A 23,154-nucleotide genomic window follows, 5' to 3' on the forward strand; every position below is an offset into this window, starting at 1 on the left:
CCCCTCCGGGTTCCTCAGAAGCTGTCGTTGCCCCCGCCGGAGTCGAACCCACCGCCGAAATCCGATCCGCCGGAGTCGAACCCACCGCCGGAGTCCCAGCCGCCCGAATCGAACCCGCCGAATCCGACGTCGCCGCCGCCGGAGTACGAGTCGCCGCCGAAGCCGGTGTCGCCGCCACCGGAGTCCTGGTAGTTGCCGTCGAAGCCGACATCGCCCTGCTGGCTGTCGTAGCCGCTGTCGTAGCCGCCCTGGGTGCCGTCGTAGCCCGAATTGGCCAGGGCCGAATCCCGCCCGTCCTCAAACCCGCGGTCGTAGCTGCCGCCCCAGTGGTCGTCCAGCATGGCGTCGATCAGCAGGACATCGGCGATGGCCCAGCCCCAGCCCGGACCCCAGAACGCGTACGGGTAGTAGCCGGGGTAGAAGAACATCCCGTTGTAGTAGCCGCCGGGATAGTAGTTCGCGTAGCCGGGCTGCGGGGTGGTGCTGTAGTTGTTGTTGTTGATCGTCACGACCTGCCCGGTGTCCGGGTTCCTCGCCTGCACCGTGGCCTGCTTACGGTCCCCGGGCGGCACCGAGGTCACGGCGCTCACATTCGGGATTGCCGCCGGGTTCAGTTTGCGGTTGGCCTTACCGACGGTGGATTGCGCGGCCCGCAGGTGCGCCCGCGCCGAGGTGTAGTCACCCGCCTGGTAGGCCTTGCGGGCGTCGGACAGGCTGGAGTTCGCCTTCAACGATTCGGCGCTGACGTCTACGTCGGCATTGTTGATCACCGCGCTATCGAGGTCGGCGACCTCGGATTCGACGGCGATCAATTGTTCCTTGATCCACTCCCGCGCCTCGGCGTCCTTGCGGCGCTTGCGGTTTCGGCTCACCGCGAACCAGATCGCCAGCACCACGCCGACGAAGGTCAGCAACAGCCACAGCCAGGTCCAGCTGGTGTGCTTCGCGGTCCCGACGGGGGAGGTCGTCGCCGGCCCGCCCGACGCGACGCTCACACCGGCCAGCTTGCCGACGAACTCACGGGTCGCGCCGTCGGGGTCGTTGCGGTGGGCCCGGGCCGACTGGTCCAGGAAGGTGTTGACGCTGTCCGCGACCTCCCGCGGCACGTTGTAGGCCCGCACGTGGTAGCCCCTGGCGTCGATCACCAGGATGACGCCGCTGAACCCGGGATCGCGGCCCAGGATGACGTTGTGAATGGCGTCCGCCGTCGTCACACCGGTCTGGGCGGGGGCCACCGCGGCCACCCAGAGCCGGGGCGACGAGCTCCACGACCACATGGTGGTCAGGATCTGATCGTTCAGCTTGTCGGGGTCCTGCAGCGGCGGTCGGGCCGCCGGGTCGGCCACCACATGCGTCTGCGCATTGAAGCGTTCCACCACCCGATCGGTGTAGGCGTCGGCCCGCGCCGACGGCGCGAGCAGCATCGCCAGCGCCCAGATGAACGGGATCACAAGGATCCGGCCGATTCGTCGAGTCACTTTTCTCCTGACCTTGTCCTGTGCTGATCGAACCACACGACCGCACGCCGACGCCGCGCGATTCACGACGAGCTGAATCGGCACAGGAGTCGATCCCACCGGGGCCGGATACGCCTCCGTATTCGGGCCGGCAATCAGGTGAGCGCGGGCAGGACCTTGTCGGTGAGCAGCTGGACCGACTTCCATGCTTCGTCGACGGGCATGCCCCCCACCAGCGGGTGCATGACCAACGGCCCGAAGTCCTCGGCCTCGCGCACCTCGGCGATCAGCTGATCGGGCGTGAGGAAGCGGTACCGTCCCGACGCCCTGACCTCGTCGAGCGTCCGGACCCCGGGCAGGTGCATCAGCGAACGCTGATCCGCCGACCATCCGCCGTAAGTGACCGCTTCCCAAAGGATGTGGTCGCCGAGCTCCGCCCAGGCGCGATCCGGGTCCTCATGCAGGAAGATCATCCCGCGGTTGATCGCCCCGGGCATCACGACGAGTGGCTTGAGGCCGACCTCGGCGCACAGGTCGCGATAGTAGGCGGCGATGTCGGGCAGGTGGTCGGCGAGGCTGAGCGGGAGCCGAAACCGGGCCGCGCGCCGCGCCGTCACGCGCGAACCGCCGCCGACGAACAACGGCGGATGCGGCCTGGTCCAGGTGCCGCTGCAGACTTCCGCGTCCGCGCCGTCTCCGGACCACACGGACAGCATCCGCTCGACCAGGCCGTCCATCAGCTCGCCGCGGCGTCCGAAATCGACTCCGAGGGACTCATATTCGACCGTGCGATAGCCCAGGCCCACCGTGGTGAGCAGCCGGCCACGGCTCATGTTGTCGACGAGCGCGATGTCCTCGGCGAGCCGGACGGGATTCCACAGCGGTCCCAGCGCGCAGTCGACGCTGGCGATCAACGTGGTGGTTCGGGCGAGGAACATCGACGCGGCCATGATCGGGTTGCAGCTCCACCCGTGCCCGGTCGCGTGATGCTCGTCGACGCTGATCGAGGTGATGCCGTGGGACTCGCCCCACTGCGCCAACTCGAGCGCGGCGGACAGCAGACCGGCCTGGGTGCGCGGATCCCCCTGCGGCGAAGCGAAATTGAAGCGCAGCACGGTCAGCAGCACGTCATGCCTCCGCTGGTCCCGCCATCGACTGCAGGAATGCCGGGAAGTCGGGGAAAAGCGCGCGGTCGACGATCTCGATGCGGGTGCCGGAAGCGTCGGTGAAGTAGGCGAACAGCGCAAGATCGGACCCGGGCGTATCGGCGGTCATCTCGAGGGTGAAGCCGTTGGCCTCCAGAGCCCGGGCGCTCTCGGCCAAATCATCGCTGAAGTAGCCGAGGTGATGGACGGCGTTGCCCGGCGCCGCGGTCCACGGGCTGCCGGGAACCTCCTGCACGAGTTCGACGTGGGGGCTTTGCAGGGAGTAGACGATCGTCGAGGTCAATTCGCGGACGCCGGAGGCGGTGCGAAAGGGCAGCGTGTAGCTCATCGGGTTGATCCACCGGTAGCCGGCCAGCGCGCTCAGCCTGGCCATCGCCGCGTCGAGGTCGGGCACGACGATGCCGGTGTGGTAGAAGTCCTGCGGGTGCAAAGCGAATGTCATTGTCAGCCCCTTGCTTTCAGACGCAGTCCGACGCGCCGTCGACGACGAAGAGCGCGCCGCTGGTGTAGCTGCTTTGCTCGGTGCACAAGAAGGCCACCGTCGGGGCGATCTCCCCGACGGACCCGAAGCGGTGCAACGGGATGTGGGCCAGCTCGGATTCGACCAGCTCGGCCGCGCCGTGCATGGGCGCGGTCATCGGGGTGTCGATCGTACCCGGCGCCACCGCGTTCACCCGGATTCCCTTGCCCGCCCACTTCACCGCGAGATTTCGTGTGATGCAGACGACTCCGGCTTTCGCGGCGCCGTAGCCGGGGACCAGCGGGACGGCGCGCAGCGCGGACATCGACGCCACGTTCACCACGCTGGCGCCCCCGGCGGCGGCCGACGACTTCAGCGCCGGGTACAACGCCACCGTCAGCCGGTACGGGCCGATCAGGTTGAGAGCGACCGACGCGTCAAACCCGTCTGGCTTAGACTCGTCAAGGCCACCGGGGAAATTCGCGCCCGCGTTGTTCACCAGGACGTCGAGGCGCGCGAACGCCTGCGCCAGCGAGTCCACCGATTCGGGGTCGGTGATGCGCAACTGTCGATACGCCATGCCCGACAGGTCCGTGTCGTAGTCCGCTGCCGCGGGTTTGGTCCCGGTGATGGTGACCTCGGCTCCCGCGTCGCGGAACAGCGTCGCGGTGGCATGGCCGATTCCGCTGGTGCCGCCGGTGACCAAGACCTCGGTCCCGGTGAAGTCGAAGCTGACTCGCGCCGTCATGTGTTCCTCGCTAGTTGGTTTCGAAGCCAGGCACTTTCCCAGAAGTTGGTGCTGTTGGCCAGCAGCGTCTCATGAGCCCTGTTGAACACGTCGCGGGCCCCGGCATGCTCGTGGGTAACCAGCTCGGCGAGGTGGATGGCGTGCAGCGGCCTCCCCGCATCGAGGTGCTCGCGCGCCCTGTCCACCAGCGCGTCGGCGCCGGCCAGCTCCACCACGTCGGCGGCGACGGCGTCGAAACCGACCGGATAGAGCTCGGTGGTCGATCGGTGGTGGAACCAGCCCGAGTAGTTCTCCCACACGGCGCGCACATCCCAGTCGACCTTTCCGTAGCCTTGGCCGACTTCGCATTCCGGGGGCAGGGTGACCTCGCGCATCAGGGTGCGGACATCCTTGCCCGCGTTCATCCCGGCGACGGTCTGGTCGTGGATGTATTGGATCGCGTCACGCAGGCGGGTCAATTCGGCACTGATGAGCTGTCGCCCGGCGATCGGCTCGAAGTGACCGGTCACCAGGAGATCGGGCTCCAGATCGCGCACCCGCTCGACCGACGCGATGGCGGTCAGGGCGTCGCGGTACCGGTCGCCGCGCATGGTGACCAGGTTGGGAATGTGGCCAAATATCGGGCCAAAGGTGTTTCCGCACAGGCAGATCCGCTCGTCCGGCAGCCACACCACCAGCGAGTCGGTGGTCTCACCGCCGGGCACCGCGATCAACTCCAGGCGTCGCCCGCCGAGCTCCAGGGTCAGGGTGTCCTCGAAGTCGAGGTCGACGGCGGGGACGCTCTGGGCGGCCAGCCGCTTGGTGCCGAGACGACGCTGGATGTCTTGGATTCCCGACGCCAGCGTGTGCTGGAAGGCGAAGGCGCTGCGCGCCGCGCGGTACGGGATCAGCCGTTCGTTGTCGTCGCGCCACGCCGTCCAGTTCGCTTGTGCGACAACCGTTGTATCGGGGTCGCGCACGCTGTCCAGGCCGCCGACGTGGTCGACGTGGCCCTGCGTGAAGATGATGTAGCGCACCGGCGAAGGGTCGACGGCGTCGAAGTTGGCGCGGTGCACCGGCCCCTCGAAGCCCATGCCGGTGTTGACGATGACCCGCCCCTCGGCGGTGGTCAGCAGGTAGGCGTTCGACAGGCCCGGCGAGCACCACAGTCCCGGGGCTATCGGCATGGCCTCCGCCGCGGCGGCCGGGCGCAGGGCATCTGCGCCGGGCCTGCTGCGATAGACCGGTTCCATCGCAAATGTCTCCTTCATTCGGGGTGGACGTCGAACCTGTCGAAATAGAACCCGAAGCGCCCGCGGAGTTCGTCGGGCGAGATGCCGAAGTGCCGTTGCAGCGCATAGCGGACGCGGCCGTGCTTGCCGCGCGGATTGCCGTCCAGATAATTCTGCAGCCGACCGCGCACCTTGGGCGTCAGTTCGACTCCCCCGCGCTGGTAAAGCTGCTCCAGCAGCGGCATTTCGTTGCCGTTGAGGTGGTGGAAGCTGATGTCGATGCTGCGTTCGGCCGGAACGAGGTCGCGGTCGCGCACGCACGCGCCGAGCAGCCGCTGCACGCGGTCGCTCCAGTAGTCCAGCAGCCATTCGGGGTCGATGCTGGTCCGGCGCAGCCGGTCGGAGTAGGCCATCATCGTGATGGCCGACTGGACCACGGCGACGGGATCGCGATGGGTGAATGCCACCGTCGCGTCGGGGAAGGTCGCCATCAGCGGGCCCAGCTGCTCGCAGTGCTGCGGGCTCTTGAGCACCCAGGTCCGCGGACCGCGCAGGAACGTCAGCGCCTGCAGGACCTTCTTCAGGTAGGCGTAGTGCCGGGTCTGGTCGAGCTCGAGGTAGTAGTCGCGCCAATCCGGCACGCGCGCATGCCATTCCAGAACGTAGGCGGCCAGGTCGAGGTCGAGGAGTTCGACCTCCTCCTCGATCGCCTCGGGGAAGCGGTCGTGCATGGCGGCCACCACCGGGGCGCTGGCCATGAGCGCGTCGTGCTCGGCCTTGGCGCGCGCGTAGCGGGGGTCGACCCCGGAGATGTCGGGGCCCTGGCCGGGCGCGGGGATCGGTTCCTGGCTCTCCCAGTAGGGCAGCGCGCGCCGGCGCGGGTCGGCGGCGATGAGGTTGACCAGGTGCGTGGTTCCGGATCGCGGCATCCCGACCACGATGAAGGGCTGCTCGATCGGGATCGACTCGATTTCGGGGTAGCGCTTGATGAGGTCGGTCAGCGACAGCCGGTTGCGCACCAGGCGGACCACCCGTTGCCGCAGCGTGTTGCGAGTGAGCTGAGTCAGGCCCTCGTCGGCCTCGATCGCGGCCACGTGCGCGGTCAGCCGGTCGCCGAACCCGTCGGTGTCGCCCAGGTCGTCGGCACCCGCTTGCTCGACGGCTTCGCCCAGCATCCGGTCGACATCGAACTCGACGCGCTTGGCCTCGGTGAATTCCAGAATCTGGTGCTGGATGTCGGTCAGCCGGGGCGACGTCAGGTCGTCGAAGTCGAGATCGCCCACGTCGGTGATGCCGAGGTCCGCCGAACCCACGCGACCGCCTCCTCGACATCGACTGCGTCGAAGTTACCGCAGCACGCCGGGAGTTCTACAGGTTCGCCAGGTCGTCGGGAACGTCGACCTTGTGTTCCTGCAGCGCCTCCAGGGGCACCACCTCGAGCGTGCGCTCGTGGGTGGACGCCAGCACCACGGGCGCGGCGCACCCGTCGTTATGGGCGCGAAGCCAGTTCAGCGCGGTGACGCACCAGCGATCGCCGGGCAGCAGGCCGGGGAAGCGGTGCTCGGGAACCGGCGTCAGCAAGTCGTTACCGATGGAGCGCTGATGTTCCAGGAATTCAGCGGTCATCACCGCGCAGACCGTGTGCCGACCGATGTCTTCTGAGCCGGTCGAGCAACAGCCGTCGCGGTAGAAACCTGTAAGCGGGTCAGTGCCGCACGGTTCCAGCGGGCCGCCGAGCACGTTGCGATCAGGCACCGGTTAAGTATCGCGCCCCCGGACGCAAAATTTGTAGTCACTTTCGCCATCCGCGCCGGGCTTTTTTCCGGGCCGCCGGGAACCTGTGGACGGAGCGCCCGGGGACCCCTTCGGCGACCCGGCCTGGGGTTCGCGGCAGCAGCCGGGCTACGGGCCGCCGCCGGGCGGCCCGACTTATCCGCCCCATTCGGGCTATCCGGGCTATCCGGGGTACGGGGTCGATCCTCAAGCACCATTCGGGCGCGATCCCGTAACGGGGTACCGCTGTCGGACAAGTCCGCCACCACGGCCGGCTTCTGCAATTGTTCCTGGGCTTGTTCGGCATCGGCCGCTTCTATATCGACTCGACCCAGATTGCGATCGCGCAATTGTGTGGGCCTTTGTCGACGCGATCACGATGTTCACCGGCGGCGTCAAGGACAATGACGGCCGCAAGTTGCGTTAGTCATTCGGCCCGCGATCGGCCACGCTGCGCGGTAGGTTCTGCCTGTGAAACTTACCGGGGCTTTCCTGGCAGAAGCGGCCGCGACCATCGACAACAAGCTCAACGTGCAAGGCGGCGTGCTTTCCAAATTCACGGTCGGGCCTGACCGGTATGCCCGGTTCGTTCTCGTGGTGCTGACGCTGGCCGAAAGCGGGGATTCGGACCGGCGAGTCGACGTCGAGATCAAGCCCCCGACACTCGACGCAGCGCAATACAAATGGTTCGACGCGCCCGAAGCCGCCGTCGGGGAATTCCCGGGGTTCGCCTTCTTCGAAATCGAGGCACGGCTGCCCGTCGACGGCCGCTGGACGATCGAGGTCAGTTGCGGCGATTCGTCGGTCTCGTTACCGCTCGTCGTGGATGGGTGGGCGCCGCCGTCCCTTGACATTTGAGCAAGCTCGTTTTCACGTCCCGCGTAATGATGTTGCACGCCAAGGGATTCCGCCAGGCCGGGGCCGCCGGCCCACGGTGACCCCCGACCGAGCGCGCGAATGCCGGTAGGTCACAACAAGATAACAATTTCCGAAGCGCCGAGAAGCTGCCGCGACGCGCTGGCCAAATACCGGGTACCGGGCCCCCGGAAATTTATCGTCATTTTGTGCACCGTCGTACGGCCTTGAAGCTCCCATTGCTGCTGGCGGCGGGCACGGCCCTGGCGCATGCGCCTCGCGCGTCCGCGGACCCGGCGCCGCGCTCCTCCGGAGAGATAACCCGGTGGTCGCCCGACCGGGCCAACCGCTGGTATCAAGCGCAGGGATGGCTGGTCGGCGCCAACTACATCACTTCGAACGCCATCAATCAGCTGGAGATGTTCCAGCCCGGCACGTACGACCTTCGGCGCATCAACACCGAGCTGAGCTGGGCCCGGGCGTACGGCTTCAACAGCGTGCGGGTCTTCCTGCACGACCAGCTGTGGGCCCAGGACGCCCGGGGCTTTCACACCCGCCTCGCGCAGTTTGTCAGCGTCGCCGCGAGTCACGGCATCAGGCCGCTGTTCGTGTTCTTCGACTCCTGCTGGGATCCGTTCCCCAAACTCGGTCCGCAGCGCGCACCGCGGCCCGGCGTCCACAACTCGGGGTGGGTGCAGAGCCCCGGCGCGGAGCGCCTCGGCGACCCCGCCTACACCCAGGTCCTGCACGACTACGTGACGAGCGTATTGACCCAATTTCGTAGCGACAACCGGGTTTTGGGTTGGGACCTCTGGAACGAACCCGACAATCCCGCGCGCGTGTACGCCAAAGTCGAACGGAAAGACAAGCTGGACCGGGTCGCGGAGCTGCTCCCCCAGGTGTTCCGCTGGGCCCGTTCGGTCGATCCCAGCCAACCGCTCACGAGCGGGGTTTGGCGCGGCGCCGACCAGGGCGAGCGCGGCGGCGCCAGCGCCATCAGCGACATCCAGCTGAACAACGCCGACGTGATCACCTTCCACTCGTACGCCGAGCCCGCGGGCTTCGATGCGCGGGTCGCCGAGCTCGCGCCGATGGGCCGCCCGATCATCTGCACCGAGTACATGGCCCGGCCGCAAGGCAGCACGATCGAGTCGATCCTGCCCATCGCGAAGCGCCGGAACGTCGGCGCCTTCAACTGGGGGCTGGTCGCCGGCAAGACCCAGACCTACTTCCCGTGGGACTCGTGGGATCACCCGTACGCGGCGCCGCCGAAGGTGTGGTTCCACGACCTGCTGCAACCCGACGGCCGGCCGTATCGGGACAGCGAATTTCAGACCGCCCGCAGCCTGGGCGGTGGGGCGCCCACGTAAGGCGCTCCGAACTCCGCTAAGCGGTGATCACAGGGTGCTGGTCGTGGGAAGGAGTTCCGCGATGAGTGCGTGGACGTGCTTGACGATGTCGTCGCGGATCGCACGAACGATGTCGGGGGGTTGGCCTTCCGGGTCCTCGAGTTTCCAGTCGCGGTAGGTGATTCCGGGGAAGTGGGGGCTGAGGTCGCCGCAACCCATGGTGATCACGATGTCGCCGGCCCGCACGTCGCCGGGGGTGAGGAGTTTGGGGGCTGCCGCGGTGATGTCAATGCCGATTTCAGCCATCGCTGCGACGGCGGCGGGGCTGGTCACCAAGGCGGGTTGGGTTCCGGCGGAGCGCACTTCGATGCGATCACCGGCGAGGTGCGTGAGCAGCGCGGCGGCCATTTGAGAGCGGCCGGTGTTGTGTACACAGACGAACAAAACACTAGGTTTGGCTCTCATCCGCGCGGGCTCCGGGACGGCGCGATCCGTGAAAAGCGCACCGCGAAGTCATGGAATTTTTTTTTTGCTTCGAGATTTACCCATTTTGTGCCCAACCATCGCCCACTCAGCAGCGCTGGGGCGCTAAGGAGGCGCCTTACCTGCGGATATTATTCTTTCCTTGGCGGTGGCGGAGGGATTTGAACCCTCGGCTTACCGCAGGTAAGAACGTCAGAATGCCGTTGACCTGCGGATTAAGGTGGGGTGCGATTCTTTGGCATTGCCCGGTTTCGTGCCCAACGGTGCCCAGAATGGGCCCAGTCGGCCCGGGTGAATCACCGCCGCCCCTGCTTTGTCTGATATACCCGCGGCACCGACAGACCGGCCGCCTCGGCGAGCTGCTCCGCCCGGAGCCCTTGTTCGAAGCCATCGCGGGTCAGGCGGCGCAACTCCGCGTCGGCGTCGTCGAAGGCCGCCTGGCGCCGTGCAGAGGACTTAGTGGACCCCGCCGCCTACCCGTTCACTAGGGGCGGGCTTCGAAACTGATCATCCCGGGGGAGCCTCCCGGGCCGTACGAGATGTAGCAGAAGTTCTCAAGGAAAGGCCAAAGCCCACTGTTGATGAAACTAAGGCTGCTGCTGTCGACGACAGTCGGGGCGCCAGGGACAATTTGAGTACCGGCGAAGCCAAAAGCACCCGAGAATAGGCTAATTGCCGAAGGGTTATTGGGTACCGCAAAAAGTGCATCAAACCCTTGCGTAGTCACGTACCACTGTGTGTCATTTAGCGTTCCTGTCGGGTAGGGGGAGCTGTAATAGATAGGGGTGCCGTCGACTGGACTATAGGTAAGTGCCTGGTTTGGCATGAGACTTTGCGGGAAAAATCCCCACCCCCCGCCTGAGTCGAACAAAACACTAGTTGTCACATCTCCCGTGCTAGGAACATCGGGGTACGGCCCGTAGACATATGGATCTCCCTGCGGGTTAAGTCCGGGTAGAAACATATCGAATTTCAAATTCTGGCTGTAAATGGGTAATGTCACAATATTGGGGTCGATGGCTGCATACGGGTTGGCGCCGAACACTAGGTAGCCGGTGCCAGGACCGTAAGGGGGGACGATTAGCACGCCCTTATCGTATTCGGAGTTCTGGAATTGGGATGTCGCAATAGGATACGCGGGGGTGCTAGTGCCTGTGCCGTGTCCGATACCTAGAATAGGGATCACCGTCTTACTCATATTCGCCGGTGTGATTATTGCACCGCCAATGTGTCCGCCGGTGACGACAAAGACATCGGTCGGCTCGGTGGTAATCCCCCCGAAAGTCACCGTCGTTTTATACTCCGAGACATCGTATGCCGTACCTCCGGAAAGAGTGGTTCCGTATTGGAAAGTGGTGGTAAGGATTGGATTGCCGAGCAACGCCATATTCACGTCGGTTTCAGGCACTATGAGGGCACTCGATCCGGTGTCCACTACGGCTTGCACCGTTGTTCCGCCGGGGCCCACGGAGACATTGGTCCACAGGTCGGGTTGCCCGCGCCAGTCAGGCTTCAGGACCAACGGATCGAAGTTCGCCGGTAAGCCACTGCCGCCGCTGGCCCCGTTTTGGCCACCTGGACCGCCCGCGTTGCCGCCGCTTCCGGGGGTCCCGCCGAAGCCAGGACTGCCCCCATTGCCGCCGTTACCGCCCGCGCCGGTGGGACCGCCTGGCCCGCCGTCACCGCCGGTGCCGCCGTTGGCCCCGGGCGCGTTGGCGTTACCACCGTTGCCGCCGGTACCGCCAGTGCCGCTATCAGCGCCGGCCCCGCCAGTTCCCCCGTGGCCGCCATTGCCGCCCAGCGGGCCACCGGCACCGCCGCCACCGCCATGGCCGCCGTCGCCGACGCCGTCGTGCGCGGCACCGCCGGCCCCACCGGTCCCACCGGTGCCGTACAGGCCGCCGGGCCCTCCTTGGCCACCGTCACCGCCGGGCGTGCCGGGAGCCGCGTTGATATCGCTGGCCGCGTCGTAGCCGGCCCCCCCCTTCCCGCCGTCACCCCCGCTGATCACCGCCGAACCGGCCGCCCCCTGGGCACCCGCGCTCGCCCCAGGCCCGCCCGCCGCGCCGCCCACACCGCCGGCACCCGGCGCGCCCGGGTTACCGCCCATACCGCCATCGCCGCCCGCACCCAAGTTGCCGCCCGAACCAGCCACGCCACTGACCCCCGCCGCACCCACACCCCCGGTGCCACCCGCGCCGGCGTTGCCGCCCACACCCCCGGCCCCACCATCACCATTGGCGCCCGCATGCCCACCAAAAGCCGAACCCGCACCGCCGGCTCCGCCTATCCCGCCGGCCCCGCCGCTACCGCCATCACCACCGTTACCGGCATAACCGCCGACGCCGTTGCTAACACCGGCCGCTCCGATATTCCCCGTGATGCCGACCCCACCGGCACCTCCTACACCGCCTACACCGCCGGGCCCGCCAGCCCCCCCATTGCCGAACAGATAGCCGCCGTGGCCCCCAGCCCCGCCGGCACCCCCTGTGCCGCCGGTCGTCCCGAGGCCGCCCGCCGCACCTAGGACGCCGGAAAGACCCGTCCCGCCGGTCCCGCCCCTACCGCCGTTACCAAACATCCCAGCGTTCCCGCCGTTGCCGCCAGGTTGCCCCGGCGCACCGGAGCCACCATCACCACCGTTGCCGTACAACCAGCCGCCGTCGCCGCCGGTTTGCCCCGTCCCCGGGGCGCCATTGGCGCCATTGCCGATCAGCGGGCGACCCGTCAGCATCTTCACTGGAGAGAACTGGGTTAAGGTTTGGGCCTCCTGGACCAGCGCATCCAAGGGCGACGCATTGGCCGCCTCGGCTGCCACATACGCGTTACCCGCCTCAGCCAAAGCCACCGCGAACTGGTCGTGGAACGCGGTCGCCTGGGCGCTCATCGCCTGAAACACTTCGGCGTGCCCACCAAAAAGTGCTGTAACCGCCGCCGAAACCTCATCAGCGGCCGGTGCCGCGATCTCCGTCGTCTGGCTGGCCGCCGCCGCAGTCGCGCTCCGCAGCGCATCGCTCAACTTCTCCAAGTTCCCACTCGCCGTTGCCACAAGGTCCGGTGCGATGCTCAGCGACGACATAGTGGACTCTCCTGTCGAACAGTCCCCCGTCATCCTGGCGGTAACTCAGATCGCAGCACTTTACTATGCGAATGATTTGAGTTTCAATAGTCCGCCTCGGCCGGATCACGGTTGGCGAACTCGCGCCAGCATGGCTGGCTCGCAAGCAATCCGACGTCGCACCGTCGAATTACCGCACACTTGACTCCGCGTGGCGGATTCATGTCAAACCGGCGTGGGGAGGCGCTTGATTTGAAGCGTGCCCAAACCGCGCCCAACTGGCGCGGCGGGAGCTTGAAATAGCGCTCTTTCCTGCAATGGCAGGCTTATTACTTTGGCGGTGGCGGAGGGATTTGAACCCTCGGACGGTTTTAGCCGTCACACGCTTTCGAGGCGTGCTCCTTAGGCCGCTCGGACACGCCACCGCCAGGCAGCTTACCGAACCCCCGGCCACTCACCCCAATCGCTGGCGGGCGAAGAAGGCCTCCAGCGGCGCGGCGCACTCCCGCGCGAGCACGCCACCACGCACCTCCGGGCGATGGTTGAGCCGACGGTCGCGGACCACGTCCCACAGCGACCCGACGGCTCCCGTCTTAGGCTCCCACGCCCCGAACACCAGCCGCGCGACGCGGGCCAGAACCAGCGCGCCCGCGCACATGGTGCACGGCTCGACCGTCACCGCCAGCGTGGCCCCCTCCAGCCGCCACCCGTCGCCGAGCACGCCGGCGGCCGCCCGCATCGCCAGGATTTCCGCGTGCGCGGTCGGATCCCCAAGGGCCTCACGGGCATTCACCGCCCGGGCGAGCTCCGTCCCGTCGGCGCCGACCACCACCGCACCGATCGGCACGTCGCGCGGACCCGCCGTCGCGGCGACCTTCAGCGCGGCACGGATCAGGTCTTCGTCCTCGGGGATCACCGACCGAGATTGTCGATCACCGCCGACAGCTGGTCGGCGAAGCCCATCTCGCGGGCGATGCGGCCCAATTGCTCGTCGGCGTACAGGTCGGTCTCGTCGAGGATGACGCCCAGCACCGCCTCGGGCAGTCCGACGTCGGATAGCAACCCCAGGTCGCCCTCTTCGAACGGGTCCGCGTCCTCGAGGTCCTCGGGATCGATGTCGGCGTCGAGGTTGTCCAGCACCTCGGCGGCGATGTCGTAGTCCAGCGCGGCGGTGGCGTCCGAGAGCAGCAACCGGGTCCCCGACGGGCCGGGGCGCACGATGACGAAGAACTCGTCGTCGACGTCGAGCAGCCCGAACACGGCGCCCGAGCTGCGCAGCTCACGCAGCTCCGTCTCGGCGGTCTGCAGGCTCGTCAGCGACTTGGCACCCATGGGGTAACAGCGCCACTTGCCCTCTTCTCGCACGACCGCGACGCCGAAGCCATCCGGTGTGTCCGCGGACGGGCCTTGCGCTGGCGCCCGCTGTGCTCCCATGGGCGCCTACGCTAGTCGCTGACCAGGCCACCTGACCAGATGGAACACCGCCGCCCGGCAAAAGTGTGCAAACCTAAGACGGTGGCCCACCCCGGATCCAAGACTCCCGTCTGCGTGATCGGGCTGGGCCTGATCGGCGGCTCCATCATGCGGGCCGCCACCGCGGCCGGCCGCGAAGTGTTCGGCTACAACCGATCGGTCGAGGGCGCGCAGGCGGCCACCGCCGACGGCTTCGACGCCAGCACCGACCTCACCAAGACCCTGACCCGGGCCGCCGACGCCGGCGCGCTGATCGTCCTGGCCGTGCCGATGCCGGCGCTGGCCGGCATGCTCGCTCACGTCGGCGAGCTCGCCCCGCACTGCCCGCTGACCGACGTCACCAGCGTCAAGAGCGCGGTCGTCAACGAGGTCGCCGCGGCCGGCCTGCTGGAACGCTTCGTCGGCGGTCACCCGATGACGGGCACCGCCGACTCGGGCTGGGCCGCCGGCTACGCCGGTCTGTTCACCAGGGCCCCGTGGGTGATCAGCGTGGACGACCACGTCGATCCGGTCGTGTGGTCCATGGTGATGACGCTGGCGCTGGACTGCGGCGCGCTGGTGGTCCCGGCGAAATCGGACGAGCACGACGCCGCGGCGGCCGCCATCTCACACCTGCCCCACCTGCTGGCCGAGGCGCTGGCGGTGACCGCGGGCGAGGTCCCGCTGGCGTTCGCGCTGGCGGCCGGCTCGTTCCGGGACGGCACCCGGGTGGCCGGGACCGCCCCCGACCTGGTCCGGGCGATGTGCGAGGGCAACTCCGAGCAGCTGCTCCCGGCCGTCGATCAGGTCATCGAGTTGCTGCGCCGCGCCCGCGAGTCGCTGGCCAGCCACAACTCGCTGGCCGACCTCATCGACGCGGGCCACGCCGCGCGCACCCGGTACGACAGCTTCCCGCGCTCCGACATCTTTACCATCGTCATCGGCGAGGAGAAATGGCGCGAGGAACTGGCCGCCGCGGGCCGCGCGGGCGGGGTGATCAGATCCGCTCTGCCAAGCTTGGATAGTCCACGATGAAGCCGTCCTCGTCGACGCTCACGGTGGTGTCGGCGACGGGAGAGCGCAACTTGATTCCGTCGAGACGGCCCTCGCTGGTGTAGCTCACGGTCGCCGCGGTGACGGACATGTCCGGCACGTTCACGTAGACCATCGGCAGCGTCACCATGTCCGCGCGTTCGTGCAGCGCGAGGCGCCGGATCGGCAGCGCGTTGAAGAACGGGCTGAACACCACGTCGACGTCGAGCGCGCCGTTGTATCCGGCGCGCCGCTCGCCCTGGTGGTCGGTGATCAGCCACATGTTTTCCTCGTCGCGGGCAATGGATAGCACGCGCTCGCGTTCGGCCAGCGTCACGGTCAGGCCGAGCCGCTTGGTGGCGCCGGTCTCGTCGGTCTGCAGGTCGTAATAGGCACCGAACGCCGGGTTGGTCGGGGTGGCGGCGGCCACGATGCGCCCGTTAGCCCTCATCCGCTTGTTGGACAGCTGGATTCGTACCGATTCCATGCGCGAGATGTCCTGCGCGCGCCAGGTCAACATCGCCTGCCATACGCGCCGGGGGTCAGAGGGGGCTGCGTTCACGCTTCTACCGTAAAACTTGTCCACCGACGGCGGCAGGTTTGTCGACAAGTGCGGTGGGCGTCACGCGGTCGCGCCGACGCACGGGCCGATGCAACCGGCCGGTACCGGGCGCCGACGCCCACACCGCCAGCGCCAACAGGCCGTCGAGGATCAGCGCCAACGCGGCCACCATCAGCGCGCCGACCAGCGCGAGCTGGAACTGCCGTTCCTTGATCCCGTCGATCAGGTACCGGCCCAGGCCGCCGAGACTCGCGTAGGCGGCGACGGTTGCGGTGGCGACCACCTGCAGGGTCGCGCTGCGCAGCCCGCCCAGGATCAGCGGCAGCGCGTTGGGGATCTCCGCGCGCAGCAGCACCTGCGCCTCCGTCATGCCCATCGCGCGGGCGGCATCGACGACCGTGGGCTCGACGTTGGCGATGCCCGCATAGGTGCCGGCCAACAGCGACGGGACGCCCAGCAACATCAGGGCGACCAGCGGCGGCCCCAAACCCAGGCCGAACAGCAGCACGCCCAGCAGCAGCACACCCAGCGTGGGCAGGGCGCGCAGTCCGTTGACGGCGCCGACCACCAGCAGCGTGCCGCGGCCGGTGTGACCGATGATCAGCCCGATCGGGACGGCGATCAGCGCTGACGCGCCCACCGCGATCGCGGTGTATTCCAGATGCTCCAGGATCCGCGCCGCCAGCCCGACGGGACCGGCCCAGTTGTCCGCGGTCAGGAGGTAGGAGAGGGCCTGCTGCACAAAGCTCATCGCGCTCCGCCCACCACCGGGGCCACCACCGACCGGCGGCGCGGGGTGCGCCCGGCCCGTTCCCACGGCGTGGCCAGCCGGCCCGCCACGACGATGAGCGCGTCGATCGCGATCGCCAGCACGAACAGCGCGATGATGCCGGCGACGATCTGATCGCTCTTGTCGGTCTGGTACCCCTCGGTGAACCAGGTGCCCAGGCCGCCGATGCCGATCACCGAACCGACCGAGACCATCGCGATGTTCGTCACCACCACCACGCGCAGCCCGGCGACGAGCACCGGAATGGACAGCGGCAGTTCGACTCTCAGCATCCGCTTGAGCCCCGGGTAGCCGATGGCGGTCGCGGCGTCGCTTATCTGGGCGGGCACCGCGTCCAGCGCCTCGAGCACCGCCCGCACCAACAGCGCGGCGGTGTAGGCCGTCAGCGCCACCATGACGTTGGCCTCGTCGAGGATCCGGGTTCCGATGATCGTCGGCAACACCACGAACAGCGCCAGCGACGGGATGGTGAACACCACGCTGGCCGTCGCCGTCGTCAGGCGCCGGGCAATCGGCGCGCGCTGCACCAGCACGCCCAGCGGCACCGCGATCGCCAGCCCGATCACGACCGGCACCAACGACAGCCGCAGGTGGACCACGGTCAGGGCCCAGGCGTCGTCCAGGTGGGTGAGTAGGTAGTGCATGCCTAGGCCCTTCGCCGGGCTTCCACCACGGCCAGCACGTCGGCGGCCAGCACGCCGCCGATGAGCTTGCCCCCGTCGTCGACGGCCACCCCCAGGCCCGACGGCGACGAGAGCGCGGCGTCGAGCGCGTGGCTGAGGTTGCCGTCGGGGCGGAATACTGACCCGACGCCGCCCATGCTGTCGGGCAGCGACGCGCCCGCGCGGTGCTTGCGCAGGCCTTCGGCGTCGATCCAGCCCACCGGGGCACCGGCCGCGTCGACGACCACGGCCCAGCCGGCGGGTAGGCCGGCCTCGGGGAGGCTGGACTCCGCGATCCGCTCGATGTCGTGCAACGGCAACCCGTCCGCGCCCATCAGCTGCAACCATCGGTAGCCACGGCCGAGACCGATGAACCGGGCGACGAATTCGTTGGCCGGGCGCGACAGCAGTTGTGCGGGTTCGTCGTACTGCTGCAGCACGCCGTCGGAGAACACCGCTATCCGTTCGCCGAGGCGCAGCGCCTCGTCGATGTCGTGCGTGACGAACACGGTGGTCTTGTGCAATTCGCTTTGCAGACGCAGTATTTCGTTCTGCAGCTCGTGGCGCACCACCGGGTCGACGGCGGAGAACGGCTCGTCCATCAACAGGATCGGCGGGTCCGCGGCGAGCGCGCGCGCCACGCCGACGCGCTGTTGTTCGCCGCCGGAGAGCTGCGCCGGGTAGCGGGTGGCGATCTTGGCGTCCAACCCGACGCGCTCGAGCACCCCGTAGGCGACCTTGCGGGCGTCCCGGCGGGACCGGCCCTTGAGCACCGGAACCGTTGCTATGTTGTCGATTACGCGCTGATGCGGCATCAGCCCGGCGTGCTGGATGACGTAGCCGATCCCCAGGCGCAGCCGCACTGGGTTGACGGTCGAGACGTCCGCCCCGTTGACGGTTATCCTGCCGGAGGTCGGTTCGATCATCCGGTTGATCATCCGCAACGCCGTGGTCTTGCCGCTGCCCGAAGAACCTACGAATACCGTCAATTCGCCGTTGGGTACCACCAGACTCAGCCGGTCGACCGCGGTCGTCCCGTCGGCGAACACCTTGCTGACATTGTCGAATACGATCAACGCGGTTGGCCGATCGGGCGATTGAAGCCGTTGTCGCGCACCCAGTTTCGCGCCGCCTGGTTGGGGTCGATGCCGGAATTGCCCGATACCGCGGCGTTCAAGCCGGCCAAGCCGGCGGTGGTCAGCTTCGCCGAGACCGCGTCCAGCACGTCCTTGAGATGGTCCGATTTCTTCTGCGAATTCACCAGCGGCACAATGTTGCCGGCCAGGAAGTTGTGCTGCGGGTCCTCGAGCGCCACCAGATGATTCTGCAGCATCGCCGGCGAGGTGCTGAAGATGTTCGCGGCCGTCACCTTGCCCTCCACCAACGCGCGCACGGTGACCGCGCCGCCGCCGTCGTTGATCGCGACGAAGTTGCCCGGGGCGATGTTGAGTCCGTACTTCTGTCGCAGACCCGGCAACCCGGACGGGCGCGTCTCGAACGCCGAGGGCGCCCCGAACCGCACGTCCGGCGAGTGCGCCGCCAGGTCGCCGATCGTCTTGAGGTTCCAGTCGCGGGCCGTGCCACTGGTGACGGTGACCGTGTCGGTGTCCGAAGCCGGCGACGGCGTCAGGATGGACAGGTCACCGGGCAGCTTCTTGTAGAGCTCCAGCTCGACGTCGTCGAGCATGGTCGCGGTGGAGTCGGGCGCGAAGTACAGCAGCAGGTTGCCGATGTATTCGGGCACCAAGTCGATGGAATGATCCTTCAGCGCAGGCACGTACGTCTCCCTGCTGCCGATGCCCATACGCCGACCGATCTCGAAGCCGTTGGCCTGCAACGCTTCCGCGTAGATCTCAGCGACGATCTCCGATTCGGGAAAGTCACCGGAACCGACCACGATGGATCTCGGGCTGCGCGTCTGCGCCCCCAGCGGATCGGAGTTGCTGCACGCCGCGACCAGGCATATCGCGGCCAGCAGCGCCGCCGCCCGCGTCCTCATACCGCCGACACTAACGGCAGAAGCGCTGCGGCGCTGAGGGGTCGCACGGGTGGTTTTGGGTGGATTTGTTTCAATCTGCGCAGGATGGGACAAAGATGACAGTATGAGCGGCCAAATCCCTGCCACGCCTCCCCCGCCTCCCCCGCCGCCGCCGGATCGACAACACGGCGCGATAGCCAAGGAACCGGCCATCGGGTTCACCCGCGCCGGCGCCCTGTGGACGTCCCTGATCGCCGGGTTCCTGATCCTGATCCTTTTGCTGATCTTCATCGCTCAGAACACGGATTCGGCGGCGTTTGCGTTCTTGGGCTGGCGCTGGAGCCTGCCGCTGGGCGTGGCCATCCTGCTGTCGGCGGTGGTGGGCGGCCTGATCACCGTGGCGGCCGGCACCGCGCGGATCATTCAGCTGCGCCGCGCGGCGAAGAAGCATCACGCGGCCGCGCACTCGACACCCTGAGGGCCCGCGCGTGTGAATCGTGGGCATTTTCGTGTGAACGCTGGGCGGGAAGATCGCCGAATTCCCTCCGCTGGTACACACTCAAAACCCTGGCTGCACACTCAGCCGGGCAGCTTGGCGAGCTCCGCGAGGCCGCGGGAGATCAGCGGCGCGACCACCTCGGGCGTGTGCTCGGATTCTTTCCCGCTGGCCAGGTCCGACATGCGCCGGCGGAAGTCGATGCCGGCGGCGATGATGGCCAGCTTGAAATAGGCCAGCGCCATGTAGAACTCCCAATGCGCCAGCGGCAGCCCGGCCACCAGCGAGTAGCGGTCGGCCAGCTCGTCGGCCGTCGGCAACAGCGGCGACGTCCACGCGGCCTGCGCGTTGACGATCAGGTCGAGCGCCGGGTCGCGGTAGACGCACATCAGCGCGGCATCGGACAGCGGGTCCCCGAGGGTCGAGAGCTCCCAGTCCACGACCGCGCGGACCTTCGTCGGGTCGTCGGCGTCGAGGATGGTGTTGTCGATCCGGTAGTCGCCGTGCACGATCGAGGTCCGGCTCTGCTGCGGGATAGATTGGCTCAGGCCCGAATGCAGGCGTTCCACGTCGGCGTCGCGGTGGTCGTCGGGCAGCCGCACCAGCTCCCACTGCGAACCCCAGCGCCGCACCTGGCGCTCCAGGTAACCGCTGGGCTTGCCAAAGTCGGCCAGTCCCACGGCATTCGGGTCGACGCTGTGGAGATCGACGAGCACCCGGATCAGCGAGTCGACGCAGGCGTCGATGACGGTGTGACTGAACGCTTCGAGCTGCGCGCGCCGCCGCACCACCTGACCGGCAACGAATTCGACGATCTGAAACGGCGCGCCCAACACCGAGTCGTCCTCGCACAGCGCGATCGTGCGCGCCACCGGAACGGGCGTCTCCTGCAGCGCGGCGACGACCTTGTATTCGCGGGCCATGTCGTGGGCCGAGGGTGTCAGGCCGTGCAGCGGCGGGCGCCGCACCAGCCAGCTGGTCGCGTCGTCGTACACCCGGAACGTCAGATTCGAGCGGCCGCCGGAGATGAACTCGCCCCGCAGCTCGCCGTCGCGGCCTATCCCGAGCGAACGCAAGTACCGGTCCAGCGAGACCAGGTCGAGCCCGTCGAGTCGGTCAACTGAAGTCACTCGAACTTGTTTACCACCGCTGATGTCGGTCACCTTCACCACCGCTGGTTTCTAGGAAGCAGGTCCCACACGTGTTCGACCGTGTTGATCCCGGCCACCGTCGCCTGACCGGTCCGCGAGAACAGCAGCCGGGTCACCGAGGCGTAGTCGACGGGGAAGGACAACAACCGCCTCGTGCCCAGGATCTCGTGCAGCAGGACGTTGATCACCCCGCCATGGCTGAACACCACGACCGTGTCCTCCGGGTCGGCGGCGGCGACGAGGTCGTCGACCCCCGCGCGGACGCGCGCGCGAAACGCGTCCTCGTCGACCGCGCTGGGCAGATGCCCCTCGGCCAGGCGGGCCCATTCCTCCGGCCGTTCCGCCTTGATCTGCTCGACGGGGATGTAGACCGGAAGGTCGCGGTCGTATTCGGCGAATCGGTCGTCGATCTCGACAGGCAGCCGGCGGGTGGCCGCCACGGGTTCGGCGGTCTGGACGGCGCGCCGCTGCGGGCTGCTCACCACCCGCGCGATGGGAAACCGCGCGAGCGCGTCGGGCAGGCGCTCGACCTGCGCCCACCCCTGCTCGGACAGGTCCGGGTCGGAGCCCTCGCCGTGTTCGCTGCGCAGCGGTAACGCGTGCCGGACCAGCAGCACTTGCATGTTTGTTCCCGTCGTCGGATGGTGGGCAGCGCCCAGTTTCTCATCGCGCCCCACGACGCCGGCCTCGAGGAGGAAAGATGACACAACCGCAGATGGATTGGGACGCCGCATACCGGCAAGAGACTCCGCCGCCGTGGAGCATCGGCCGGCCGCAGCCCGAGCTGGCGGCGCTGATCGACGAAGGCAAGATCCGCAGCGACGTCCTCGACTCCGGCTGCGGGCACGCCGCCCTGTCGCTCGCCCTCGCCGCGCGCGGCCACACCGTCGTGGGCCTGGACGCCAGCGCTACCGCGGTCGAGGCCGCGACCGCCGCGGCCGCCGAACAAGGCCTGACGACAGCGACTTTCGCGCAGGCCGACGTCACCAGCTTCGGGGGCTACGACGGTCGCTTTTCCACCATCCTGGACAGCGGCCTGTTCCACGCGCTGCCGCCGGAGCGCCGCCAGGACTACCTGCGGTCGATCTTCCGGGCCGCGGCGCCGGGAGCCGCGCTTTACATCCTGGCGTTCGCCGCGGGGGCCCTGGGCCCGCAGAGCGCCGACCGGCCCGGCCCGCGCGGCTTCACCGAGATCGAGCTGCGCGACGCGGTCGCGGAGCTCTGGCACGTCGACGACATCCGCCCGGCCAAGCTCTACGGCAACGCCGGCGTGCTCGCGGCTTCCGGTGACCCGTTGCCCGACGTCGAACACGACGGCGAGGGCCACTTCATGGCGCCGGGCTTCCTGCTGAGCGCCCACAAGCCCTGATAACAGCCGCGGGCTTCCGGCCACCCGCGGAGAATGCTATTCTCCGCACGGAGATTGGGGTGTGCAGCCTATGACCAGTGTCAGCGAGACCCAACTGGACCCGAGCGTCCTCGCCCGTTGGCTGGATGCGAGCGGCGCGCCGGGCGCCGGCGAGCAACCGGTGCTGGAGCAGCTCAAAGGCGGCTCCCAGAACACCCTGTACCTGATCGAGCGCGGCGGCGAGCGCATGGTGCTGCGGATGCCGGGCGCCCGCGCCGACGCGGCCCGCATCGACGGCTTGCTCCGCGAGATCCGGTTGGTCCGCGCGCTGGCGGGCACCGACGTGCCACACGCGGCGCTGATCGCCGCCGACGACACCGGCAACGTGCTGGGCATGCCGTTCTACGTGATGCAGGCGATCGACGGGTGGAGCCCGATGGACGGCGGGTGGCAGGCGCCATTCGACACCGACCTGGAGGCCCGCCGCGGGTTGGCGTTCCAGTTGGTCGAGGGCGCCGCCAAGCTGGGTCGGGTGGACTGGCGCGCGCAAGGACTCGAGGGCTTCGGTCGCCCGGACGGATTCCACGAACGACAGGTCGATCGCTGGCTGAAGTTCCTCGACGCCTACAAGGTGCGCGAGTTGCCCGGACTGCACGAGGCCGCCGACTGGCTGCGCGACAACCGGCCCTCCCACTACAAGCCGGGCATCATGCACGGCGACTACCAGTTCGCCAATGTGATGTTCGCGCATGGGGCGCCGGCGCGGCTGGCCGCGATCGTGGACTGGGAGATGACGACGGTCGGCGATCCGCTGCTGGATCTCGCGTGGGCGCTGCTGGGCTACGACGGCGAGGAGCCCAGCACCGACGGCTTTTACCTGGACATGCGCGGCATGCCGAGGCGCAGCGAATTGCTCGAGCACTACGAGAAGATCAGCGGGCTGTCCACCGAGAACATCGACTATTACCTGGTGCTGGCCAACTGGAAGCTCGGCATCGTGCTGGAGAAGACCTATGCGGCGGGGGTCAAGACCGGAAAGGTCGACCCGACCATTCAGGATACATTCGGGGCGATGATCCCGCGGCTGATCGCCACCGCTGCCGAGCTCGCCGGGGCGCGCTGA

24 protein-coding genes, 1 tRNA gene and 1 pseudogene are annotated in these 23,154 nt (G+C 68.0%); 7 read left to right on the forward strand and 19 right to left on the reverse strand.

The window, feature by feature from the left end; genetic code table 11:
- Nucleotides 1-14 precede the first annotated feature (14 nt).
- From AC5Y2S_RS03450 to AC5Y2S_RS03480, 7 genes are all read right to left on the reverse strand, one after another.
- Nucleotides 15-1,478 (reverse strand): hypothetical protein, encoded by a 1,464-nt coding sequence (locus tag AC5Y2S_RS03450; protein WP_499953789.1) that lies wholly within the window; start codon nucleotides 1,476-1,478, stop codon nucleotides 15-17.
- 134 nt (nucleotides 1,479-1,612) lie between these two features.
- Nucleotides 1,613-2,584 carry an LLM class flavin-dependent oxidoreductase gene (locus AC5Y2S_RS03455; protein ID WP_499953791.1) on the reverse strand — a complete coding sequence of 324 codons (972 nt, stop codon included), beginning with the start codon at nucleotides 2,582-2,584 and terminating at the stop codon, nucleotides 1,613-1,615.
- A 1-nt stretch (nucleotide 2,585) separates the two neighbouring features.
- Nucleotides 2,586-3,065, reverse strand: a complete 480-nt coding sequence (locus AC5Y2S_RS03460) for a VOC family protein (RefSeq protein ID WP_499953793.1) — start codon at nucleotides 3,063-3,065, stop codon at nucleotides 2,586-2,588.
- A 16-nt stretch (nucleotides 3,066-3,081) separates the two neighbouring features.
- Nucleotides 3,082-3,831 (reverse strand): SDR family NAD(P)-dependent oxidoreductase, encoded by a 750-nt coding sequence (locus AC5Y2S_RS03465; protein WP_499953795.1) that lies wholly within the window; start codon nucleotides 3,829-3,831, stop codon nucleotides 3,082-3,084.
- Complete coding sequence (locus AC5Y2S_RS03470) at nucleotides 3,828-5,063, reverse strand: MBL fold metallo-hydrolase (RefSeq protein WP_499953797.1); 1,236 nt, start codon at nucleotides 5,061-5,063, stop codon at nucleotides 3,828-3,830. Before AC5Y2S_RS03470 ends, AC5Y2S_RS03465 begins: the two co-directional genes overlap by 4 nt.
- A gap of 14 nt (nucleotides 5,064-5,077) precedes the next feature.
- The gene (locus AC5Y2S_RS03475) at nucleotides 5,078-6,355 is read right to left on the reverse strand and encodes a sulfotransferase family protein (RefSeq protein ID WP_499953799.1); all 1,278 of its coding nucleotides are present in this window, start codon (nucleotides 6,353-6,355) and stop codon (nucleotides 5,078-5,080) included.
- A gap of 55 nt (nucleotides 6,356-6,410) precedes the next feature.
- A complete protein-coding gene (locus tag AC5Y2S_RS03480; RefSeq protein ID WP_499905227.1) occupies nucleotides 6,411-6,797 on the reverse strand; it encodes a DUF2237 family protein in 387 nt (128 codons plus the stop codon).
- A gap of 314 nt (nucleotides 6,798-7,111) precedes the next feature.
- Here AC5Y2S_RS03480 and AC5Y2S_RS03485 point away from each other — a divergent pair, with 314 nt between their 5' ends.
- From AC5Y2S_RS03485 to AC5Y2S_RS03495, 3 genes are all read left to right on the forward strand, one after another.
- Nucleotides 7,112-7,387, forward strand: coding sequence for a hypothetical protein (locus AC5Y2S_RS03485; protein WP_499953800.1), 276 nt, complete (start codon nucleotides 7,112-7,114; stop codon nucleotides 7,385-7,387).
- On the forward strand, nucleotides 7,287-7,673 hold the full coding sequence (locus tag AC5Y2S_RS03490; protein ID WP_499953802.1) for a hypothetical protein: 387 nt from the start codon (nucleotides 7,287-7,289) through the stop codon (nucleotides 7,671-7,673). Before AC5Y2S_RS03485 ends, AC5Y2S_RS03490 begins: the two co-directional genes overlap by 101 nt.
- A 206-nt stretch (nucleotides 7,674-7,879) precedes the next feature.
- Nucleotides 7,880-9,040: a glycoside hydrolase 5 family protein gene (locus tag AC5Y2S_RS03495; protein ID WP_499953804.1), complete on the forward strand. Its 1,161-nt coding sequence runs from the start codon at nucleotides 7,880-7,882 to the stop codon at nucleotides 9,038-9,040.
- A 27-nt stretch (nucleotides 9,041-9,067) separates the two neighbouring features.
- Here the strand turns inward: AC5Y2S_RS03495 and AC5Y2S_RS03500 are convergent.
- The 5 genes and pseudogenes from AC5Y2S_RS03500 to AC5Y2S_RS03520 form a co-directional block, all read right to left on the reverse strand.
- Nucleotides 9,068-9,523, reverse strand: a pseudogene (locus AC5Y2S_RS03500) (arsenate reductase ArsC); the annotation flags it as partial.
- Between the two features lie 463 nt (nucleotides 9,524-9,986).
- Nucleotides 9,987-12,581 (reverse strand): PE domain-containing protein, encoded by a 2,595-nt coding sequence (locus tag AC5Y2S_RS03505; RefSeq protein WP_499953805.1) that lies wholly within the window; start codon nucleotides 12,579-12,581, stop codon nucleotides 9,987-9,989.
- Between the two features lie 314 nt (nucleotides 12,582-12,895).
- A tRNA-Ser gene (locus AC5Y2S_RS03510) sits at nucleotides 12,896-12,985 on the reverse strand.
- A gap of 29 nt (nucleotides 12,986-13,014) precedes the next feature.
- A complete protein-coding gene (locus AC5Y2S_RS03515; RefSeq protein WP_499954367.1) occupies nucleotides 13,015-13,473 on the reverse strand; it encodes a nucleoside deaminase in 459 nt (152 codons plus the stop codon).
- The gene (locus tag AC5Y2S_RS03520) at nucleotides 13,473-13,994 is read right to left on the reverse strand and encodes a tRNA adenosine deaminase-associated protein (protein WP_499953806.1); all 522 of its coding nucleotides are present in this window, start codon (nucleotides 13,992-13,994) and stop codon (nucleotides 13,473-13,475) included. Before AC5Y2S_RS03520 ends, AC5Y2S_RS03515 begins: the two co-directional genes overlap by 1 nt.
- A 114-nt stretch (nucleotides 13,995-14,108) precedes the next feature.
- On the opposite strand from AC5Y2S_RS03520, the gene AC5Y2S_RS03525 reads away from it, so the two are divergent.
- Nucleotides 14,109-15,047, forward strand: a complete 939-nt coding sequence (locus tag AC5Y2S_RS03525; RefSeq protein ID WP_499954369.1) for a prephenate dehydrogenase — start codon at nucleotides 14,109-14,111, stop codon at nucleotides 15,045-15,047.
- On the opposite strand, the gene AC5Y2S_RS03530 is transcribed toward AC5Y2S_RS03525, so the two are convergent.
- Genes AC5Y2S_RS03530 through AC5Y2S_RS03550 form a run of 5 tightly spaced genes read right to left on the reverse strand, consistent with a single transcriptional unit; the run spans nucleotide 15,010 to nucleotide 19,057 of the window.
- Entirely contained in the window at nucleotides 15,010-15,606 is a 597-nt protein-coding gene (locus tag AC5Y2S_RS03530; RefSeq protein WP_499953808.1) for a putative glycolipid-binding domain-containing protein, read from the reverse strand. The two genes, AC5Y2S_RS03525 and AC5Y2S_RS03530, sit on opposite strands and share 38 nt — an antisense overlap.
- Nucleotides 15,607-15,610: 4 nt before the next feature.
- Nucleotides 15,611-16,357 (reverse strand): ABC transporter permease, encoded by a 747-nt coding sequence (locus AC5Y2S_RS03535; protein WP_499953810.1) that lies wholly within the window; start codon nucleotides 16,355-16,357, stop codon nucleotides 15,611-15,613.
- Nucleotides 16,354-17,040, reverse strand: a complete 687-nt coding sequence (locus AC5Y2S_RS03540; protein ID WP_499953812.1) for an ABC transporter permease — start codon at nucleotides 17,038-17,040, stop codon at nucleotides 16,354-16,356. Before AC5Y2S_RS03540 ends, AC5Y2S_RS03535 begins: the two co-directional genes overlap by 4 nt.
- 2 nt (nucleotides 17,041-17,042) lie before the next feature.
- Nucleotides 17,043-18,134, reverse strand: a complete 1,092-nt coding sequence (locus tag AC5Y2S_RS03545) for an ABC transporter ATP-binding protein (protein WP_499953813.1) — start codon at nucleotides 18,132-18,134, stop codon at nucleotides 17,043-17,045.
- Nucleotides 18,131-19,057: an ABC transporter substrate-binding protein gene (locus AC5Y2S_RS03550; RefSeq protein ID WP_499953814.1), complete on the reverse strand. Its 927-nt coding sequence runs from the start codon at nucleotides 19,055-19,057 to the stop codon at nucleotides 18,131-18,133. The genes AC5Y2S_RS03545 and AC5Y2S_RS03550 overlap by 4 nt, the downstream gene beginning before the upstream one ends.
- Nucleotides 19,058-19,160: 103 nt before the next feature.
- Between AC5Y2S_RS03550 and AC5Y2S_RS03555 the strand changes: the two genes are divergently transcribed.
- The gene (locus tag AC5Y2S_RS03555; protein WP_499953816.1) at nucleotides 19,161-19,514 is read left to right on the forward strand and encodes a LapA family protein; all 354 of its coding nucleotides are present in this window, start codon (nucleotides 19,161-19,163) and stop codon (nucleotides 19,512-19,514) included.
- A gap of 101 nt (nucleotides 19,515-19,615) precedes the next feature.
- On the opposite strand, the gene AC5Y2S_RS03560 is transcribed toward AC5Y2S_RS03555, so the two are convergent.
- A complete protein-coding gene (locus tag AC5Y2S_RS03560) occupies nucleotides 19,616-20,662 on the reverse strand; it encodes a phosphotransferase family protein (protein ID WP_499953817.1) in 1,047 nt (348 codons plus the stop codon).
- Nucleotides 20,663-20,697: 35 nt separating this feature from the next.
- A complete protein-coding gene (locus AC5Y2S_RS03565; protein ID WP_499953819.1) occupies nucleotides 20,698-21,306 on the reverse strand; it encodes a histidine phosphatase family protein in 609 nt (202 codons plus the stop codon).
- 77 nt (nucleotides 21,307-21,383) lie between these two features.
- Here AC5Y2S_RS03565 and AC5Y2S_RS03570 point away from each other — a divergent pair, with 77 nt between their 5' ends.
- Both AC5Y2S_RS03570 and AC5Y2S_RS03575 read left to right on the forward strand, forming a co-directional pair.
- On the forward strand, nucleotides 21,384-22,052 hold the full coding sequence (locus AC5Y2S_RS03570) for a class I SAM-dependent methyltransferase (RefSeq protein WP_499953820.1): 669 nt from the start codon (nucleotides 21,384-21,386) through the stop codon (nucleotides 22,050-22,052).
- A 70-nt stretch (nucleotides 22,053-22,122) separates the two neighbouring features.
- Entirely contained in the window at nucleotides 22,123-23,154 is a 1,032-nt protein-coding gene (locus AC5Y2S_RS03575) for a phosphotransferase family protein (RefSeq protein WP_499953821.1), read from the forward strand.

Source organism: Mycobacterium sp. NGS69 (genome assembly GCF_059812165.1).

Bases quoted from the DNA above. Each gene is read 5' to 3' on its own strand.
- AC5Y2S_RS03520 (WP_499953806.1), bottom strand. From the start codon at position 13,994: ATGGGAGCACAGCGGGCGCCAGCGCAAGGCCCGTCCGCGGACACACCG.
- AC5Y2S_RS03575 (WP_499953821.1), top strand. From the start codon at position 22,123: ATGACCAGTGTCAGCGAGACCCAACTGGACCCGAGCGTCCTCGCCCGT.
- AC5Y2S_RS03540 (WP_499953812.1), bottom strand. From the start codon at position 17,040: ATGCACTACCTACTCACCCACCTGGACGACGCCTGGGCCCTGACCGTG.
- AC5Y2S_RS03535 (WP_499953810.1), bottom strand. From the start codon at position 16,357: ATGAGCTTTGTGCAGCAGGCCCTCTCCTACCTCCTGACCGCGGACAAC.
- AC5Y2S_RS03460 (WP_499953793.1), bottom strand. From the start codon at position 3,065: ATGACATTCGCTTTGCACCCGCAGGACTTCTACCACACCGGCATCGTC.
- AC5Y2S_RS03465 (WP_499953795.1), bottom strand. From the start codon at position 3,831: ATGACGGCGCGAGTCAGCTTCGACTTCACCGGGACCGAGGTCTTGGTC.
- AC5Y2S_RS03550 (WP_499953814.1), bottom strand. From the start codon at position 19,057: ATGAGGACGCGGGCGGCGGCGCTGCTGGCCGCGATATGCCTGGTCGCG.
- AC5Y2S_RS03505 (WP_499953805.1), bottom strand. From the start codon at position 12,581: ATGTCGTCGCTGAGCATCGCACCGGACCTTGTGGCAACGGCGAGTGGG.
- AC5Y2S_RS03570 (WP_499953820.1), top strand. From the start codon at position 21,384: ATGACACAACCGCAGATGGATTGGGACGCCGCATACCGGCAAGAGACT.
- AC5Y2S_RS03555 (WP_499953816.1), top strand. From the start codon at position 19,161: ATGAGCGGCCAAATCCCTGCCACGCCTCCCCCGCCTCCCCCGCCGCCG.
- AC5Y2S_RS03565 (WP_499953819.1), bottom strand. From the start codon at position 21,306: ATGCAAGTGCTGCTGGTCCGGCACGCGTTACCGCTGCGCAGCGAACAC.
- AC5Y2S_RS03470 (WP_499953797.1), bottom strand. From the start codon at position 5,063: ATGGAACCGGTCTATCGCAGCAGGCCCGGCGCAGATGCCCTGCGCCCG.